Consider the following 18,756-nt stretch of genomic DNA (forward strand, 5'->3'; position numbering starts at 1 on the left):
AACATGGGGCAGATGATCAGATATGCAGCACTCCTTGGCCTGTCCCTGACAGTGGCCGCCTGCGGATATGAAGCGGGCGAACCGCTGGACCGCTCGGTCTTTGGCAATGCGACCAATTCCAACGCCGCCGTGATGGCCGGAGAGCGGGACTTTGCGATCCAGCTCGCCACCCGGTTTGCCGAGGAAGTGCCAAATACGATCACCTTTGCCTTTGACAGCGCGCAGCTGGATGGCAACGCCCGCGCCGTGCTGGATCAGCAGGCCCATTGGATCAGACAGTTCCCGGAGGTGCGATTCCGTGTCTTCGGCCATACCGACGCCGTCGGCTCTGCCAGCTACAACAAGGCCCTGGGCCTGCGCCGCGCCCGTGCCGCCGTCGCCTATCTCGTCTCGCGGGGCATCAGCCGCAGTCGCTTGGAGGCAGTCGTGTCCTTTGGCGAAACGCAGCCTCTGATCCCCACCTCCGACCGCGAACGCCGCAACCGTCGCACCGTGACTGAGGTCAGCGGTTTCCTGAAGCGCCATCCCACTGTTCTGGATGGAAAATATGCGCAGATCATCTACCGCGAATATGTCGAAAGCGCGGTGCCACGCACCTCTCTGACCAGCGAACGGTCGATCAGGACCACCCTGGAATAAGCGCAGGACGACAGGGTTGACCGCGGTTAACCCTGTTCAGGCTTCATTAGGAATTCCCCACAAATGGGCCGCCTTGGCCCCAATCTCGCCCAGATCTTCACCGACATTGTTCTCAAGAGGTAATGTGCGTCCAAATGCCGGACGTGCGTGCTAGCGTGCTCTGGCCAACATGGTGCGACACGCCCCGAGAGAAGGATTACGGTGATGAGCAGTGGTATGCCGCAGACAGAAGCGAACGCGATTGTTGCCTGCACGATCAGCCGCGACGTGCAGAACTTTGACCTGCTGATCGAAGACATGGAAGCCACCATGGGCGAAGCCTGGGGCGATCTCGGCTTTACCGAGGCGCTGGCCTTCTTCAACCAGAGCGAAGCCGAAGCGCTGGAATTTGTGGCGCTGGCGCTGGACAGCGCCGACGAAGACAATCTGCAATTGATGGGCACCATCATCACCGAGGCAAAGTCCCGCAATATCAAGGTGATCCTGATTGCCGAGGACGTGACCCCCGCCGCACTGCACAGCCTGCTGCGCCAGGGGGCTGATGAATTCATCCCCTACCCGCTGCCCGAGGGGGAGCTGCAGGCCGCCATCGAACGGCTGCGCCTGGCCGAGGCCGAACGCACCGCCCAACCGCAGCACGCTCTGAAAACCGGCAGCCAGCGCGACGGCGCGGTCATCGTTTGCCACGGTCTGGCCGGCGGCAGCGGTTCAACCACGCTGGCGGTAAATCTCGCCTGGGAGCTGGCGCAGCTTTCCACATCGGAGACCCCGCGCGTCTGCCTTCTGGATTTTGACCTGCAATACGGGTCCGTCGCAACCTATCTCGACCTGCCGCGCCGCGAGGTGGTGATGGAGATGCTGAGCGATACCGAGAATCTCGACGAAGACATCTTTGGCCAGGCGCTGGTCACCTATGAGGACAAACTACAGGTGCTGACGGCGCCGGTGGATATGATCCCGCTGGAATTCATCACCCCCGAAGATATCGAGCGGGTGGTAACGCTGGCGCGCAGCCATTTTGATTTTGTCGTCATCGACATGCCCCGCACACTGGTGCAATGGTCTGAAACCGTTCTCAATATGGCGCATGTCTACTTCTCCATGGTCGAGCTGGACATGCGGTCGGCGCAGAATGCGCTGCGCCTGAAACGCGCTCTGCAATCGGAGGAGCTGCCGTTTGAAAAGCTGCGCTTCGCATTGAACCGCGCACCGAAGTTCACCGACCTCAGCGGCAAGAGCCGCGTCAAGCGTATGGCGGAATCCTTGGGTATTTCCATCGACCTGCAGCTGCCCGACGGCGGCAAACAGGTTGCGCAGGCCTGCGACCACGGCACCCCGCTGGCCAGCTCGGCCGCCAAGAACCCACTACGCAAGGAAGTTCTGAAACTTGCCCAATCGCTGCATGACCTCGGTCAAAGCGACGCTGCGGCGGCCTGAACCCAGATTTAACCAGGGGCGTTCCTTTCATGTTCTCGAAGTATAAAAAACAATCCGCCACCCCCCGCGCTGCGGCGCAGCCGGCGCCCGTGGCCACGCCCGCCCCGCAAAAAGCCGCCGCGGCCGTCTCCATGCGCCGACCAATGGTCGGCACTCCCGCCGAGGCCGCCCCGGCGGACAAGGAACGCAAGCGCAAGGAGCGGATGGGTGAGATCAAGATCCAGCTCCACCGCGAGCTGCTGGACAACCTGAACCTCGCAGCACTGGAACGCGCCAGCGAGGCGGAACTGCGCGCCGAGATTTCCTCCATCGCCACCGAAATCCTTGAGGAAAAAGGCATCGTTCTCAACCGTGAGGACCGCCAGACCCTGACCAAGGAGCTCTATGACGAGGTCACCGGCCTTGGCCCGCTGGAAACCCTGCTTCAGGACGATACGGTCAACGATATCCTTGTGAACGGCCCGCATCAGGTTTTTGTCGAACGCGACGGCAAGCTGCAGATGTCGGATGTCACATTCAAGGATGAAAAGCACCTGATGCGGATCATCGACAAGATCGTCTCCGCCGTGGGTCGCCGTGTCGATGAAAGCAACCCTTACGTGGACGCCCGTCTTGCCGACGGCTCGCGCTTTAACGCCATGGTGCCGCCGGTCGCGGTCGATGGTTCGCTGGTGTCGATCCGTAAATTCAAAAAGGACAAGCTGGGCATTGACGATCTGGTCAGCTTCGGCGCCTTCACCGAAGAGATGGCCGCCTATCTTCAGGCCGCTGTCTCCACGCGCCTGAATGTCATCGTTTCGGGCGGGACCGGCTCTGGTAAGACCACCACGCTCAATGCGCTGTCGTCCTTCATCGACAATGCCGAACGCATCCTGACCATCGAGGATACGGCGGAACTTCAGCTGCAACAGACCCATGTGGGCCGGATGGAAAGCCGCCCGCCCAACGTCGAGGGTCGCGGCGAGGTTTCCCCCCGCGACTGTCTCAAGAACGCCCTGCGGATGCGCCCGGACCGGATCATCGTGGGCGAGACCCGCGGCGAGGAGGTCATCGACATGCTGCAGGCGATGAACACCGGCCACGACGGGTCCATGACCACGATCCACGCCAACTCCGCCCGCGACGGTATCTCGCGCCTGGAAAACATGATCGCCATGGCCGGCATCGAAATGCCGATCAAGGCGGTACGCAGCCAGATCGCATCGGCGGTCAACATCATCGTGCAGGCCTCGCGCCTTCAGGACGGGTCGCGCCGCATGACCTCGATCACCGAAATCACCGGCATGGAGGGCGATGTGATCTCGATGCAGGAAATCTTCCGCTTCCAACGCGTCGGCCTGACCCCGGACAACAAGATCATCGGCCATTTCACCGCCACCGGCGTGCGCAGCCACTACTCCGAGCGCTTCCGCCTCTGGGGCTATGACCTGCCCGCGTCGATCTATGAACCCACCGTGATGGAGGCCCGCTGATGCAACTGAGTGCAGAACCGATCATCTACGGCCTGATCTTCATCGGCGTCTTGGTGCTGGTCGAAGGTCTCTACCTGGTGACATTCGGCAAATCCATCAGCCTCAACAGCCGCGTGAACCGCCGTCTGGAAATGATGGACAAGGGCGGCAACCGCGAACAGGTGCTGGAACAGCTGCGCAAGGAAATGCGCCAGCATATGAGCGCCAAGTCGATCCCGCTCTATTCGCTGCTGGCTGAACGCGCTCAGAAGGCGGCCATCGCCTTCTCACCGCGCCAGCTGATCATGATCATGGGCGGCGTCGCGGCCATCGCCTTTGTCGGTCTCAGCGTCGGCACCAGCGCCGAACTGCCGCTGCGCCTGCTGGCCTCGGTGATCATCGGCGTCGGCGCCGTGTTCTTCTGGGTCAACAAAAAAGCCGCCAAACGCATGGCGATGATCGAAGAACAGCTGCCCGATGCGGTCGAACTGATGGTGCGCTCCCTGCGCGTCGGCCATCCGTTTTCCTCTGCCGTGCAGATCGTCGCCAATGAGGTCGAAGACCCGCTGGCCACGGAATTTGGCGTGATCGCCGACGAAAGCGCCTATGGCCGCGATGTCGGCGAGGCGCTGAAGGAAATGGCCGAACGTCTGGACATGCAGGACATGCGCTTCCTTGCCGTGGCCGTCACCATCCAGCAGCAATCCGGTGGCAACCTCGCCGAGGTGCTGGCCGGTCTGGCCAAGGTGATCCGCGCCCGCTTCCGCCTGTTCCGCCGCGTGAAGGCCATCACCGCCGAGGCGCAGTGGTCCGGCAAATTCCTCTCCGGCTTTCCGCTGTTCTGTCTGGGCGGCATCCTGGCTAAGGATCCGGGCTATTACGACAGCGTGATCGACCATCCCTGGTTCATTCCCGCCTGCTTTGTTGTGGGCGCCATGCTGACCGTCAACCTCTTCGTCATGCGGATGCTGACGAACATCAAGGTGTGAGGCAATAATCATGACATCCCTGAGCGATATCAACGACCTGCTGACCTCCCATCTTGGCCCCTTCGGCCCGCTTCTGGTGGTCGGGCTGATCGGCCTCTTCATGATTCTGCTGGCGATTCCGCTGCTGCTGAACCAGCCCGAGGATCCGCTGAAGAAGCTGCAAAAAAGCATGTCGGCCAGCACCCAGACCAAACCGAAAAAGGAACGTCTGCGGCAGGCAGATCGCAACGAGCAGCTGCAGAAATTCGCCTCCTTTCTGGAGCCGCAGGACGCCGCCGAACTCTCCAAGATGGAGCTGAAGCTGCGTCAGGCCGGCTATCAGTCCAAGGACTCGGTCCGCTTTTTCCACTTTGCACAGTTTGCCCTTGGCCTCATCGGTCTCGCCGCGGGTCTGTTCTATGTCTACGTGCTGAATGCGGACATGGAATATGACAGCCAGCAGATGGTGATCCGCATCATCGGCCCCGGTGCCGCCGCCTATATGCTGCCGAAATACTGGATCACCCGCCGCATCGAGGAGCGCAAACAGGAGATCACCTCGGGCTTTCCTGACGCGCTGGACATGATGCTGGTCTGCGTCGAGGCAGGTCAGTCGCTGGATCAGGCGATTGTGCGCGTGGCCAAGGAACTGCATGCCTCCTACCCGGCGCTGGCCGAGGAATTCGAGGTGGTCGCCCAGGAGATGAAGGCCGGCAAGGACAAGGATAAGGTCATGCGCGACATGGGCACCCGCTGCGGCGTGCAGGATGTGTCCTCCTTTGTGACCGTGATGATCCAATCCGCCACCTTCGGCACCTCGATTGCGGAGGCACTGCGGGTCTATGCCAGCGAAATGCGGGACAAGCGCGTCATGCGCGCCGAAGAGGCCGCAAACAAGTTGCCAACCAAAATGACCCTTGCCACAATGACCCTGACGGTGCCGCCGCTGCTGATCATTCTGGTCGGACCCTCGGCACAGGGCATCGCCAATCTGGGCAATATGAGCAAATAACACATGATGACATTGGGTTGGGCCATCCCCTCCCGTCTCTATCGACTGATCCCCGCCACCCTCGCGCTTGCGTTGGTGGCGGCTTGCATGTCGCCGGGCGGAAAACCGGATCCAAAGGATCCCCTTGGCGCGCCCGCCCTGCCCGGCGTTGATCCCCGTGGCACCGCCGAAAGCGGGCTTATTGTCGGGCACCGTCTGATGGCCGCCGCCGAGTATGAGCTGGCGCTGGATGCCTTTACCCGCGCCGCATTGGAAGAGGGTCTCAGCGCCGAGGTGCTCTCTGGCCTCGGGACCGCGAATCTGGGGCTGGGCCGTCTAGGTCAGGCCGAAACCCAGCTGCGCCGCGCGGTCGCAAAGGATCCCGACTGGCCTGCGGCGATGAACAATCTCGGCGTCGTGCTGATGGAGCGGCAGAAATACCCGGAGGCCGAGCAGACCCTGCGCCGCGCCTTTGCCCTCGATAATGGCGAAAGTGACGCAATCCGTGAAAATTTCCGCCTTGCCCTCGCAAAACTTGATCAGAACACGCATAGTGATCCGCAACAAAAAGGCTATGCACTGGTGCAACGCGGAGGGGGCAGCTACCTGATTCGCACGTCCCAGTGACGCAAGGCCTAGAGGCAGAGCAGCACAGAGGACGCAAAAAATGCGCCAGCAGATTTTCGTATCCGCATGTCTGGTCGGTGGGCTTGTCCTGTCGGCCTGCGCCAAGGACGACACCGAAGCCGTGGACCGCGCCTTTCAGGAGGTGAATGTGGTTGACGAGAGCAATCTCAACGATGTGATGCTGACGGTTGCCGATCCAAACGAAGCCGTCACCTATTTTCAGCGCACCGTCAAATCCGCACCCGACCGGATCGACCTCAACCGCGGGCTGGCTATCTCGCTGATCCGCGCCAAGCGCAACACCGAAGCGGTTGCCGCCTGGAAAAAAGTCGTCTCGCTGCCCGAGGCCACCGATGAGGACCGTATCGAACTGGCCGACGCGCTGATCCGCACCAGCAACTGGGACGAGGCCAAGGCCACCCTCGACAAGGTGCCGCCCACCCATGAGACCTACAAACGCTACCGGCTGGAGGCGATGGTCGCCGACTCGGAACAGGACTGGAAACGCTCCGACAGCTTTTACCAGACCGCCGTCGGCCTCACGACACAGCCCGCCCGCGTGATGAACAACTGGGGCTATTCGAAACTGACCCGTGGCGATTACGCCGAAGCCGAGCGCCTGTTCGGCGATGCCATCCGTCAGGATCAGTCGCTGTTCACCGCCAAGAACAATCTGGTGCTGGCCCGTGGCGCGCAGCGCAACTACACGCTGCCGGTGATCCCGATGGATCAGGTCGAACGCGCCCAGCTGCTGCACACGCTGGCGCTATCGGCTGTAAAACAGGGCGACGTGCAGACCGGCGAAAGCCTGCTGCGGCAGGCGATCTCGACCCATCCGCAGCATTTCGACGCGGCGGCGCGCGCACTTGCTGCGCTGGAAAACGGCTAAGACCGGAGCCCCCACCCTATGCTGATCTCGGCCCATGTCGCCCTGTGGTTCCTGCCCTTTGTGGTGCCGCTCTGCTGTGTGGTCGCGCTGAATGACCTGCGCCATATGCGGATCCCGAACTGGACCGTGGATCTTCTGGCCGTGATCTTTGTCCTTGTCGGCCCCTTCCTGATGAGCTGGACGGACTATGGCTGGCAGTTGCTGCATCTGCCCATCGGCATCGGCCTTGGCTTCCTGTGCTACAGCGCGGGCATGGTCGGCGCAGGGGACGCCAAATTCGCCGGTGCCGCAGCCCCCTTTGTGGTGTTTGGCGATCTCTCGGTGGTGGTGATGATCTTCTCCGCCATGCTGCTGGCCGGGTTCCTCACCCATCGCATCGCGAAATACACCCCCCTGCGCCGTCTTGCCCCGCATTGGAAGAGCTGGGAGGTCGGCAGCAAGTTTCCAATGGGCCTCTGCCTTGGCGGCACGCTGGTCGCCTATCTGCTGCTCGGCAGCCAGCTGGGTCAGAGCGCCCCGGTCTGAGGCATCCCGGTCCAGATCGCCCCCGACTGACAATTTCCTAAAATGCCCCGCATGTGGTCGGCCCCTTCGCGGAAATGCACCAGCTTTGCCCCGCTTGTGCCACAGTGCTGAATAAACTCTTGTCTGAACAGTCGGGCGCCACCGGGCGCAACATTGAACAATCGAGACAGGCAGGCCGCAGCATGAACATGCAGACATCCGCCGTAGTGGCACCCCCTACCCCGCGCGGGCTGGAGCAGATGCAGCTCCCGATGGTGATGATGCGGGATATCCTGCTCAAGACCATTTTCCGCAAGACCTGCGAAAACGTCAGCGAAATCGCCGCCGCCATCTGCCTGCCGATCCCGGTGACGCAGGAACTGGTCGATATCGCCCGCGAACAAAAGCTGCTGGAGGCAACCGGTACGCTCAACGCCAACAGCGGCAATGAAATGGGCTATCAGCTGACCGAGGCGGGCAAAGCCCGCGCGCTGGATGCGCTCAGCCAGTCCGAATATTACGGCGCCATGCCGGTGCCGCTGCACATCTACCGTGAACAGGTCAAACGCCAGTCAATCCGCAATATTCTGGTCACCCGCCAGCAACTGCTCGGTGCGATGGGCCATCTGGTCCTGCCCGACAGCCTGCTCGATCACCTCGGCCCCGCTGTCAGCGCCGGCCGCTCGATCCTGATGTATGGCCCGCCCGGCAACGGGAAATCCTCCATCTCCAACGGCATCCGCGACGCGCTGGGGGATCACGTCTACGTGCCGCGCGCGATTGAATATGCCGGTCAGGTGATCACGGTCTATGATCCCATCGTGCACACTGCCGTGCCGCTGCCCGAGGACGACCCCAACAGCCTGCGCCGCGCCCGCCGCTTTGACAGCCGCTATGTCTGCTGCGAACGGCCCACGGTGGTGACCGGGGGCGAGCTGTCCCTGTCGATGCTGGATCTGGTCTACAACCCAACCGCGCGCACCTATCAGGCGCCGCTGCAACTGAAATCCACCGGCGGCATCTTCATCGTCGATGACCTGGGCCGCCAGGCGGAATCACCGCAGGCGCTGGTCAACCGCTGGATCGTGCCGCTGGAAGAGGGCCGCGATATCCTCTCCCTGCAATCGGGCGAGAAATTCGAGGTGCCCTTTGACACGCTGGTGATCTTCTCCACCAACTTCCACCCCAATGAGATCTTCGATCAGGCGGCGCTGCGGCGGATCTTTTTCAAGATCAAGATCGACGGGCCGAATCAGGAAAACTTCCTCAAGATCTTTGCCATGGTTGCCCAGAAGAAAGGCGTGCCCCTGGACGAGGCGGCGCTGGTGCATCTTCTGAAACGCAAATATCCGACCATCGACAATATCTACGCCAACTATCAGCCGGTGTTCCTGATCGACCAGATGAAGGCGATCTGCGATTTCGAAGGCATCCCCTATCAGATGTCTCCCGACCTCATCGACCGCGCCTGGGCCAATATGTTCGTCAAGGACGAACACATCGTCAAATGAGCCACCTCAAAGTTTTTTGATAAACTTTGGCCAGAACGTTTAGAAAAGTTCTGCCACCGCGCCTAGATAAGTCGGATGAGCAGTCTTCCCGATGTCATCACCGCCTGGTTCCACGACCGTGGCTGGACCATTCACCCGCACCAGCAGGAGATGCTGGCGCGCGCGGATGATCCGACAACGCTGCTGATCGCCCCGACCGGCGGCGGCAAGACGATGGCGGGTTTCCTGCCCACTCTTGCCGATCTTGCAACCGGCGAACACCGCGGGCTGCACACACTCTACGTCTCGCCGCTGAAGGCGCTGGCGGCGGATATCAAACGCAACCTGCGCACCCCGGTCGAGGAGATGGGCCTGCCCATCCGCATTGATGACCGCACCGGTGACACGCCCGCCTCCCGCAAGCGCAGCCAGCGCGCCGACCCGCCGCATATCCTGCTCACCACACCTGAAAGCCTCGCGCTGCTCACCTCCTATGAGGACGCGCCGCGGATGTTTGCGGGACTGAAACGGGTGGTACTGGACGAGATCCACGCCCTCGCCGAGAGCAAGCGCGGCGACCAGCTGATGCTCGCCCTGACCCGGCTTCAGGCGATCTGTCCGGACATGCGCCGCGTCGGCCTTTCGGCCACCGTCGATGATCCCGCCGCCATCGCGCAGTATCTGGCCCGCCACCCGGATCCCTGCGATATCGTTCTGGCCGACCCCGGCCCCGCCGCCGATATCCAGATGCTGCACACGGATGCAGCCCCGCCCTGGTCCGGGGGCGGCGCTGCCCATGCCATCCCCGCCGTGCTTGAGCAGATCAAGGCGCATAACACCACGCTGATCTTCCACAACACCCGCGCCCAGGCAGAGATCTTCTTTCACAACCTCTGGCTTGCCAATGATGACGCGCTGCCGATCGGCATTCACCATGGCTCACTCGACCGGATGCAGCGGGACCGGGTCGAGGCAGCGATGGTGCGCGGAGAGCTGCGCGCAGTGGTCTGTACCGGCTCGCTTGATCTGGGCATCGACTGGGGGGACGTCGATCTGGTGATCCAGATCGGCGCGCCGAAGAACGTGAAACGGCTGGTCCAGCGCATCGGCCGCGCCAACCACCGCTACAATGCCCCCTCCAAGGCGCTTCTGGTGCCGGCCAACCGGTTTGAGGTGGTGGAATGCCGTGCCGCCCTTGAGGCGGTGGAGGCAGGCACGCTTGATGGCAGCCCGCGCACACCCGGCCCCCGCGACGTGCTCTGTCAGCACATCCTGATCCGCGCCTGCGCCGGTCCCTTCGCCGCCGATGACCTTTATGCCGAGGTCACGGGAGCCGGCGCCTATGCCAGCCTCAGCCGGGCTGAGTTCGACGCCTGCCTCGATTTCTGTGCCACCGGCGGTTACGCCCTCCGGGTCTATGACCAGTGGCAACGGCTGCTGCAACGTCCCGACGGGATGTGGCAGCTGCGCGACCCCCGCGCCGCCCGCCGCATCCGCATGAACATTGGCACCATTCAGGACGCCGACCTCCTGAAGGTCCGACTCAAACGCAGCCGCGGCGGCAAACCGCTTGGCGAGGTCGAAGAGAGCTTTGCCGCCACCCTCACCCCGGGCGACACCTTCCTCATCGGCGGCCAGATCGTGCGGTATGAATCGCTGCGCGAAATGACGGTCGAGGTCAGCCGCAATGCCAGCCGGAAACCGAAGGTCGCGGTCTTCTCCGGCACCAAATTTGCCACCTCGACCCAGCTCAGCACCCGCATACTCGATATCCTGCAACGCGACAGCTGGCCCGATCTGCCACCGCACACCGCCGACTGGCTGGCGCTACAGCGCGAGGTCTCACAGATGCCCCGCCGGGGCCAGCTGCTGCTCGAAAGCTTTCCCTTCCGGGGCCGCGAACACCTCTGCATCTACGGGTTTGCCGGGCGCAATGCGATGCAGACCCTCGGTCTGTTGCTGACCAAACGGATGGAAGAGCTGTCGCTCGATCCGCTTGGCTTTGTCGCCACCGATTATGCCACGCTGATCTGGGGACTCAGCCCGGTTGACGACCCCGCCCCGCTGTTCGATCCTGCCGAGCTGCGCGCGGGTCTGGACGGCTGGCTCGCGGGCAATGCGGTGATGAAACGCAGCTTCCGCGCGGTGGCCACCATCGCGGGGCTGATCGAACGCAACACCCCCGGCCAGCGCAAGAACGGACGACAGGCGACATTCTCCTCCGACATCCTCTACGACACGCTCCGTAAATATGATCCCGATCACCTGCTCTTGGACATCACCCGGCAGGAGGCGCTTGGCGGGCTGGTGGATTTCGGCCGCATCGAGGAACTGCTCAGCCGCATCAAGGGAAACATCACCCTCAACCGGCTGTCGCAGATCTCACCGCTGGCCGCGCCGCTGCTGCTGGAGGCAGGCAAGGTCCCGGTGAAAGGTGCCGCCCAGGAAAAGCTGCTGCAACGCGAAACCGAAGAGCTGATGCGCAGCGCCGGGCTGGCAGAGCTGGCTCCGCCCGGCGCGCCGTCACCCTGACGGCTGAACCTGCCATCTTGCACCGTCCCGCAAAACCGGCGATCAGAGCAGCCATGACCGGCTATGATCTCTCCCTCGCAGGCCAGCGCCTCACCGCGCTTGGTGCTGGTGCGCTCTGGTGGCAGGCGCAGGGGCTGCTCTGTGTCTCCGACCTGCATCTGGGCAAATCCGAACGCCAGCTCCGGCGCGGCGGCCCGGCCCTGCCCCCCTATGAAACCCGCGATACCCTTCAGCGTCTTGCAGCGGTGCTTGACCAGACCCGTCCCGAAACGGTCATCTGCCTCGGCGACAGCTTCGACGATGACGCGGCGGCAGCCGCCTTGTCAGATGCCGACCAAACCCGTCTCGACCAGCTGATCGCGGCTCATCGCTGGATCTGGATCACCGGCAATCACGACCCTGCCCCCAGCGGGCTGGCGGGCGACGCCTGTGACAGCCTGACCCTCGGCCCGCTGCTGTTTCGTCACATCGCCGACCCCACCTTCAAGAGCCACACCGGCGCTGAGACCCCGGGCGAAACTGCCGCCGAGATATCCGGCCACTACCATCCAAAGGCGCGTCTGCGCGGCAGCGCCCGGCCTGCGTTCCTGGCCGATCACCAGCGCCTGATCCTGCCCGCCTTTGGCACCTATACCGGCGGTCTCTGCACCACCAACCCGGCGCTCTCGGATCTCATGGCGCCGCGGGCGCTCGCCATCCTCACCGGCCCGCGTCCGCTGCCCTGCCCGATGCCACGCTGACCCGCCGCGGCGGATCTGCGCGCAGCGTCACCTCCCCATCGCAGCACGCGCGGTCTATGCTGGCTGCACATGCGAAAGGGACAGCCATGATCGAACAGCGCATCCGCGACAGCTTTGCCAGACAGAGCATGATGCAAACATTGGGTGCCGAGGTTGCCAGCGTCGGCACCGGCACCGTCACCATCTCCGCGCCCATCCTGCCGGGCAGCCGCCAGCAGCACGGCGTCGCCCATGCGGCGCTCAGCTTTGCCATCGGAGACAGTGCCGCAGGCTATGCCGCTCTGACCCTGATGCCCGAGGACAGCGAGGTGATGACCGCCGAGATGAAGATCAACCTTCTCGCACCGGGTGCAGGCGATATGCTGCGCGCCACGGGCCAGGTCATCAAACCCGGCCGCCGTCTGATCATTGTCACCGCCGAGGTCCACGCCATCACCGGAGAGGAGGAAAAACTGATCGCCCTGTTGCAGGGCACCATGGTGCCAGTCGCGGCCTGATCCGCGCGCCCTGATCCGCGGGTTTTTCCCACCTGTCACTTTTCCAAAAAATACTCCCGCCGGAGGCATCCGACGGGAGCAGCAGATCTCAGCCATCCGCAGATGGCAGGTCGGTTCTGATCAGGCGGTCAGCCCTTCCGGCTCCGCCAGACCATTGGCGCGGCAGCAGGCCGTCACGGTATTGGCCAGCAGGCAGGCGATGGTCATCGGGCCGACGCCACCGGGCACCGGGGTGATTGCGCCGGCGCGCGCGGCCGCACTCTCAAAATGCACATCGCCCACCAGACGGGTCTTGCCCTCGCCTTTTTCCGGTGCGTCGATCCGGTTGATGCCCACGTCGATGACGGTGGCGCCTTCCTTGATCCAGTCGCCAGGCACCATTTCAGGACGGCCCACAGCAGCGACAACAATATCGGCGCGGCGGACAACTTCCGGCAGATCCTTGGTGCGGCTATGTGCGATGGTCACGGTGCAGCTGTCGCCCAGCAACAGCTGCGCCATCGGCTTGCCAACGATATTGGAGCGGCCAATGACAACAGCGTCCATGCCCGACAGCGAGCCATGATAGTCGCGCAGCATCATCAGACAGCCAAGCGGCGTGCAGGGCACCATGCTTTTCTGACCGGTGCCCAGCAGGCCCACGTTGGAAATGTGGAACCCGTCCACGTCCTTTTCTGGCGCGATGGAGTTGATGATCAGGTCTTCGTTCAAATGACCCGGCAGCGGCAGCTGCACGAGGATGCCATGCACCGAGGGATCCTTGTTCAGCTGATCGACCACCGCCAGCAGGTCCTCTTCGGAGGTGTCGGCCTCCAGCTTGTGCTCAAAGGAGTTCATGCCCGCTTCAACGGTCTGCTTGCCCTTGGAGCGCACATAGACCTGGCTTGCCGGATCTTCACCCACCAGAACCACCGCCAGACCGGGGGTGATGTCATGCTCTTCCTTCAACCGGGCCACGTGGCCTGCCACCTTCTCGCGTACGGTGGCGGCAAAGGCCTTGCCGTCGATGATATTCGCTGCCATTGCTTCTGTCCTCTTGCTGCGCGCCGCTCCGGGCCGCGTTACTCCTCGCGAATGATCTGTGCCTCGCGGGCTATCGACCATTCCACAAGCTGGCGCCACAGGCGCTCGACCAGATCGGGATCAAGCCCTGCCGTGCTGGCCGTCATCCGGGCATTCCCGACCACTTCTTCGACACGGGCCGGTATGCGCGCGGGCCAGTTATTGGCCGCCTTCAGCTCGATCGCACGGTCGATATAGCCCGCCCGCTCGGCCAACAGGGCAATCAGCTCCCGGTCCAGCCTGTCGATCTGCTGCCGCAGCGCCGGCATATCGGCACAGTCCTGCGGCGGGTGTCGTTCGCTCATCTTTAAACTCCTGCGGCCCGAGGGGATCCTCGGGCCGCAGATTGCCTATTTCAGGCCTTAGAACAAGCCTTCGATCTGGCCTGCGTCATTCAGGCGGATCGTTTCCGATGCCGGTTTGCGGGGCAGACCCGGCATGGTCATGATCTCGCCGCAGACCACGACGATGAAACCGGCCCCCGCCGACAGGCGAACTTCGCGCACGGGAACCGAATGGCCGGTCGGCGCGCCGCGCAGGTTCGGATCGGTGGAGAAGGAATACTGCGTTTTCGCCATGCAGACCGGCAGGTTGCCATAGCCAGCCGCTTCCCATTCCTTCAGCTGGTTGCGGATCTTCTGATCGGCCAGCACCTCGTCGGCGCGGTAGATGCGCTTGGCGATGGTTTCGATCTTCTCGAACAGCGGCATCTCGTCGGGGTAGATCGGCGAGAAGTTGGCCTTGCCGGAGTCGGCCAGCTCAACCACCTTATGGGCCAGATCGGCGGAGCCTTCGGAGCCCAGCTCCCAGTGGCGCGACAGCACCGCTTCGACGCCATGGGTGGCGCAGTAATCCTTGACTGCCTGCACTTCGGTCTCGGTGTCGGTGACAAAGTGGTTGATCGCAACCACCACCGGCACGCCAAAGGATTTGACGTTCTCGATATGACGGCCGAGGTTGGCACAGCCCTTGTTGACCGCTTCGACGTTTTCCGCGCCGAGGTCGGCCTTGGCCACGCCACCGTTCATCTTCATCGCGCGCACGGTCGCAACCAGCACCACAGCCGAGGGTGCGATGCCTGCCTTGCGGCATTTGATGTTCATGAACTTCTCAGCGCCAAGATCCGCACCAAAGCCTGCTTCGGTGACAACATAGTCAGCCACTTTCAGCGCGGTCTTGGTTGCGATCACGGAGTTACAGCCGTGGGCGATATTCGCGAAGGGACCACCGTGGACAAACGCCGGGTTGTTTTCCAGGGTCTGCACCAGGTTCGGCTGCATCGCGTCTTTCAGCAGAACGGTCATCGCGCCTTCTGCCTTGATGTCGCGGCAGTAAACCGGGGTCTTGTCGCGGCGGTAGGCCACGATGATGTCGCCCAGGCGCTTTTCCAGGTCCTTCAGGTCGTTGGCGAGGCAGAGGATCGCCATGACTTCGGAGGCCACAGTGATGTCAAAACCGGTTTCGCGCGGGAAGCCGTTGGAGACGCCACCAAGGGAGGCGGTGATCTGGCGCAGGGCGCGGTCGTTCATGTCGACCACACGACGCCATGCAACACGGCGGATGTCGATATCGCACTCATTGCCCCAGTAGATGTGATTGTCGATCATCGCCGACAGCAGCGAGTGGGCCGAGGTGATGGCGTGGAAGTCACCGGTGAAGTGGAGGTTCATCTCCTCCATCGGAACAACCTGCGCGTAACCGCCACCTGCGGCGCCGCCCTTCATACCGAAGTTCGGGCCCAGCGAGGCCTCGCGGATACAGATCATCGCGTTCTTGCCGATGCGGTTCAGACCGTCACCCAGACCAACGGTAGTGGTGGTCTTGCCTTCGCCCGCAGGCGTCGGGTTGATCGCGGTCACCAGGATCAGCTTGCCGTCTTCCTTGCCCTGAACCGAGTTGATGAAGTCCTGGCTCACCTTGGCCTTGTCGTGGCCGTAGGGCAGCAGATCATCGCTGGAGATGCCGATCTTGGCGCCAATTTCCTGGATCGGACGCTTCTGCGCCTCGCGGGCGATTTCGATGTCACTCTTGTAGCTCATGGCCGGTTTCCTGAATTGTGATGTCGCGAGTTACATGGGCACAGCCGTGCCGGTTTCCCGCAAGACTTAGCCCTTCTGCGACATTCCATGCGCGTGATTTCCGACATGATCAGGCATTGAAACGGCGTTCGCTCCCCCTAGGGCATCCAAAGATTGCCAATCGTGCCGCGTCAACGCCTATCGGCAACCAGCGGCGCAGACATGCCCCGACTCAGGGTGCCCAGGCAGGCTGGTCCGGCACAAACAGGCGCAGGCTTTCGCCCTGCCTCAGCACGCCAGGCCGCTCGACCCAGGCCACCACACCGCGTCTGCCGGTGGCTGCTGGCTTGAACTTCGGACCAAAGCCCGCGTGGTCCTTCTCGATCTCCTTGGCCGGGAAAATGCAGGGCCGGTTCTCAAGATCGACCGTCAGCGTCACCCCATCCGGCCCCTGCAAGCGACTGGAGGGTGGCAGATGGCTAAGGTCGGGAATCCCGCGCACCACCAGCGTCGCCCCAAGGTGGACGGGATCAATCCGCTCCATCCCCATATCTGCGGCGATCAGCGCCAGCTCTTCCTCCGACAGGATGCTGATCTGGCGCAGGTTGCGGATTTCCGTGCCCTCGGGATGCAGATTGCGCACCCGCACACAGGAGGCGCGCAACGCGCCCGCGTGGCGCTCGCCTTCGATGCCGTCAAACCCCAGCGTCAGCGCGTCCCGCGGCTCGGACCGCAGCCCACCGGTGGCAGCCGGAACATAGCCGATCCAGGTCACTTGTCCCTGAAACTCCGTTTCGCGCATCACTGGCATGGGGCATCTCCATCAGGCTCATTTCATTCAGGAATTTCCGCCACCATAGGGGCGGCATCCGGTTCTGGCCAGCCCCGCCGCTCGGCTTTTCGCGCGCAGTTCAGTCATCAAAAAACCCGGCCACCCTCAGGGTGACCGGGTCTGATATTACACGGTGTTCAGCGCCGCGCCGTCAGGACGACGGTTCCGGTGCCATGCCATCATCCGACGCAGGCTTCTTCGGCTTGGCCTTGGGGATCGCGGTGACCGAGGCGCTACCGGTATCGGTGTCATCATCCTCGTCCTCGCCTGCCTGCGGCGGCTCGCCATTCATAACGCGTTTGATCTCGTCACCGGTGAGGGTTTCAAATTCCAGCAGCCCCTGCGCCAGACGTTCCCATTCCTCGTTCTTGTCCTTGAGGATCTGCAACGCCTGTTCATAGCCCTGCTGGATAAAGCGCTTCACCTCATCCTCGATCAGCTCCTTGGTGTTGGCAGAGACCGAGAAGCCCGCCGTATTGCCGGAATAGCCTTCGTGCGCTTCGGCATAGTCGATGTTGCCGACCTTGTCCGACATGCCCCAGCGCAGCACCATGGCACGCGCCAGCTGGCTGGCCTGCTGGATGTCGCCGGCCGGACCGTTGGAGACATGATCTTCGCCGTATTTGATGACTTCCGCCGCCTTGCCCGCCATGGTCATCGCCAGCTTCTGCTGGCATTCGTCACGGTGATAATTCAGACGGTCCATTTCCGGCAGCGACACAACCATACCCAGCGCACCACCGCGCGGAATGATCGTCGCCTTATAGACCGGATCGCACAGCGGCAGCGCCATGCCGACAACCGCGTGACCGGCCTCGTGGTAGGCGGTCTTTTCCTTCTGGTCCTGGGTCAGCACCATCGAGCGGCGCTCAGCCCCCATCATCACCTTGTCCTTGGCCGATTCGAAATCTTCCATGGTGACAAAACGGCGGCCAACACGGGCGGCCATCAATGCGGCCTCATTGACGAGGTTGGCCAGATCCGCACCGGAGAACCCCGGCGTACCACGCGCGATGATGCGCAGATCAACGTCAGGGCCAAGCGGCGTCTTGCGGGCATGAACGCCCAGGATCTTTTCGCGGCCCTTGATGTCGGGGTTGCCGACGGTCACGTTCCGGTCAAAACGGCCCGGACGCAGCAGCGCCGGGTCCAGCACGTCCTTGCGGTTGGTGGCGGCCAGAATGATGACGCCTTCATTGGCCTCAAAACCGTCCATCTCCACCAAGAGCTGGTTCAGCGTCTGTTCACGCTCATCATTGCCGCCGCCATAGCCGGCGCCACGATGGCGACCGACGGCGTCGATTTCGTCGATGAACACGATACAGGGCGCGTTTTTCTTGGCCTGTTCGAACATGTCGCGCACGCGGGAGGCACCGACGCCGACAAACATCTCGACAAAATCGGAACCGGAGATGGTGAAGAACGGCACGCCCGCCTCGCCTGCAATCGCACGCGCCAGCAGCGTCTTACCGGTACCCGGAGGGCCCACCAGCAGGGCGCCTTTGGGGATCTTGCCGCCGAGGCGCGAGAATTTCTGCGGGTTGCGCAGGAATTCGACGATCTCTTCCAGCTCTTCCTTGGCCTCGTCGATGCCAGCGACGTCGTCAAAGGTGACGCGGCCATGCTTCTCGGTCAGCATCTTCGCCTTCGACTTACCAAAGCCCATGGCGCCGCCTTTGCCGCCGCCCTGCATCCGGTTCATGAAATAGATCCAGACACCGATCAGCAGCAGGAAGGGCAGCAGGGTCAGCAGGAACGACTGGAACCCGGACTGCTGCTGCTTCTCGGCGCGGACCGGAATGTTGTTGTCGATCAACAGGGCGGTCACCTCGGCGTCGCCGGGTTTGATGGTCATGAAATTCTGCCCGTCCGACGTGGTATAGCGAACCTGTTCACCATCCAGCGTCACGGTGCTGACATTGCCATTTTCAACCGCGCTGACAAAATCAGAAAAAGTCTTCTCTCGGCTCTGCATCGTGCTGCCCGAACCACTGAACAAGTTGAACAGCGCCAAGACGAGCACAAACAGAACAACCCAAAAGGCGATATTGCGTACGTTGCCCAAGGAAAGTCTCCCAA

The 18,756-nt window shown here is 62.6% G+C and carries 17 protein-coding genes; 12 read left to right on the plus strand and 5 right to left on the minus strand.

Annotated features, from left to right (window positions below; translation table 11 throughout):
• The first annotated feature begins 12 nt into the window (after nucleotides 1–12).
• The 12 genes from VWZ81_RS17400 to VWZ81_RS17455 all read left to right on the plus strand — a co-directional run bounded on the left by VWZ81_RS17400 (nucleotide 13) and on the right by VWZ81_RS17455 (nucleotide 12,765).
• The gene (locus VWZ81_RS17400; RefSeq protein ID WP_340544632.1) at nucleotides 13–639 is read left to right on the plus strand and encodes an OmpA family protein; all 627 of its coding nucleotides are present in this window, start codon (nucleotides 13–15) and stop codon (nucleotides 637–639) included.
• Between the two features lie 204 nt (nucleotides 640–843).
• Nucleotides 844–2,076, plus strand: coding sequence for an AAA family ATPase (locus VWZ81_RS17405; protein WP_416542504.1), 1,233 nt, complete (start codon nucleotides 844–846; stop codon nucleotides 2,074–2,076).
• A 29-nt stretch (nucleotides 2,077–2,105) separates the two neighbouring features.
• Complete coding sequence (locus VWZ81_RS17410; RefSeq protein WP_416542506.1) at nucleotides 2,106–3,548, plus strand: CpaF family protein; 1,443 nt, start codon at nucleotides 2,106–2,108, stop codon at nucleotides 3,546–3,548.
• Nucleotides 3,548–4,516 carry a type II secretion system F family protein gene (locus VWZ81_RS17415; RefSeq protein ID WP_340544629.1) on the plus strand — a complete coding sequence of 323 codons (969 nt, stop codon included), beginning with the start codon at nucleotides 3,548–3,550 and terminating at the stop codon, nucleotides 4,514–4,516. The genes VWZ81_RS17410 and VWZ81_RS17415 overlap by 1 nt, the downstream gene beginning before the upstream one ends.
• Nucleotides 4,517–4,526: 10 nt before the next feature.
• Nucleotides 4,527–5,507 (plus strand): type II secretion system F family protein, encoded by a 981-nt coding sequence (locus VWZ81_RS17420; protein WP_340544628.1) that lies wholly within the window; start codon nucleotides 4,527–4,529, stop codon nucleotides 5,505–5,507.
• A 3-nt stretch (nucleotides 5,508–5,510) separates the two neighbouring features.
• On the plus strand, nucleotides 5,511–6,113 hold the full coding sequence (locus VWZ81_RS17425; RefSeq protein WP_340544627.1) for a tetratricopeptide repeat protein: 603 nt from the start codon (nucleotides 5,511–5,513) through the stop codon (nucleotides 6,111–6,113).
• A gap of 40 nt (nucleotides 6,114–6,153) precedes the next feature.
• The gene (locus tag VWZ81_RS17430; RefSeq protein ID WP_340544625.1) at nucleotides 6,154–7,002 is read left to right on the plus strand and encodes a tetratricopeptide repeat protein; all 849 of its coding nucleotides are present in this window, start codon (nucleotides 6,154–6,156) and stop codon (nucleotides 7,000–7,002) included.
• A gap of 18 nt (nucleotides 7,003–7,020) precedes the next feature.
• A complete protein-coding gene (locus VWZ81_RS17435) occupies nucleotides 7,021–7,527 on the plus strand; it encodes an A24 family peptidase (RefSeq protein WP_416537316.1) in 507 nt (168 codons plus the stop codon).
• A gap of 182 nt (nucleotides 7,528–7,709) precedes the next feature.
• Nucleotides 7,710–9,017 (plus strand): ATPase, encoded by a 1,308-nt coding sequence (locus VWZ81_RS17440; protein ID WP_340544623.1) that lies wholly within the window; start codon nucleotides 7,710–7,712, stop codon nucleotides 9,015–9,017.
• 75 nt (nucleotides 9,018–9,092) lie between these two features.
• Nucleotides 9,093–11,528 carry a ligase-associated DNA damage response DEXH box helicase gene (locus VWZ81_RS17445; protein WP_416542507.1) on the plus strand — a complete coding sequence of 812 codons (2,436 nt, stop codon included), beginning with the start codon at nucleotides 9,093–9,095 and terminating at the stop codon, nucleotides 11,526–11,528.
• A gap of 53 nt (nucleotides 11,529–11,581) precedes the next feature.
• Entirely contained in the window at nucleotides 11,582–12,268 is a 687-nt protein-coding gene (gene pdeM / locus VWZ81_RS17450) for a ligase-associated DNA damage response endonuclease PdeM (protein ID WP_416542508.1), read from the plus strand.
• Between the two features lie 86 nt (nucleotides 12,269–12,354).
• Nucleotides 12,355–12,765 (plus strand): PaaI family thioesterase, encoded by a 411-nt coding sequence (locus tag VWZ81_RS17455; RefSeq protein ID WP_340544618.1) that lies wholly within the window; start codon nucleotides 12,355–12,357, stop codon nucleotides 12,763–12,765.
• 120 nt (nucleotides 12,766–12,885) lie between these two features.
• Here VWZ81_RS17455 and folD read toward each other — a convergent pair whose 3' ends face one another.
• The 5 genes from folD to ftsH all read right to left on the minus strand — a co-directional run bounded on the left by folD (nucleotide 12,886) and on the right by ftsH (nucleotide 18,742).
• Entirely contained in the window at nucleotides 12,886–13,788 is a 903-nt protein-coding gene (gene folD, locus VWZ81_RS17460) for a bifunctional methylenetetrahydrofolate dehydrogenase/methenyltetrahydrofolate cyclohydrolase FolD (RefSeq protein ID WP_416542509.1), read from the minus strand.
• A gap of 38 nt (nucleotides 13,789–13,826) precedes the next feature.
• Nucleotides 13,827–14,132, minus strand: coding sequence for a chorismate mutase (locus VWZ81_RS17465; protein WP_340544616.1), 306 nt, complete (start codon nucleotides 14,130–14,132; stop codon nucleotides 13,827–13,829).
• Nucleotides 14,133–14,189: 57 nt separating this feature from the next.
• Entirely contained in the window at nucleotides 14,190–15,866 is a 1,677-nt protein-coding gene (locus VWZ81_RS17470) for a formate--tetrahydrofolate ligase (RefSeq protein ID WP_340544615.1), read from the minus strand.
• A 211-nt stretch (nucleotides 15,867–16,077) separates the two neighbouring features.
• The gene (locus tag VWZ81_RS17475) at nucleotides 16,078–16,656 is read right to left on the minus strand and encodes an MOSC domain-containing protein (RefSeq protein ID WP_416542510.1); all 579 of its coding nucleotides are present in this window, start codon (nucleotides 16,654–16,656) and stop codon (nucleotides 16,078–16,080) included.
• A gap of 172 nt (nucleotides 16,657–16,828) precedes the next feature.
• Nucleotides 16,829–18,742, minus strand: coding sequence for an ATP-dependent zinc metalloprotease FtsH (ftsH, locus tag VWZ81_RS17480; RefSeq protein ID WP_340544613.1), 1,914 nt, complete (start codon nucleotides 18,740–18,742; stop codon nucleotides 16,829–16,831).
• Nucleotides 18,743–18,756 lie beyond the last annotated feature (14 nt).

The organism is Phaeobacter sp. JH20_34 (assembly GCF_048056095.1).
In the GTDB taxonomy this organism is placed as follows: Bacteria; Pseudomonadota; Alphaproteobacteria; order Rhodobacterales; family Rhodobacteraceae; genus Phaeobacter; species Phaeobacter bryozoorum.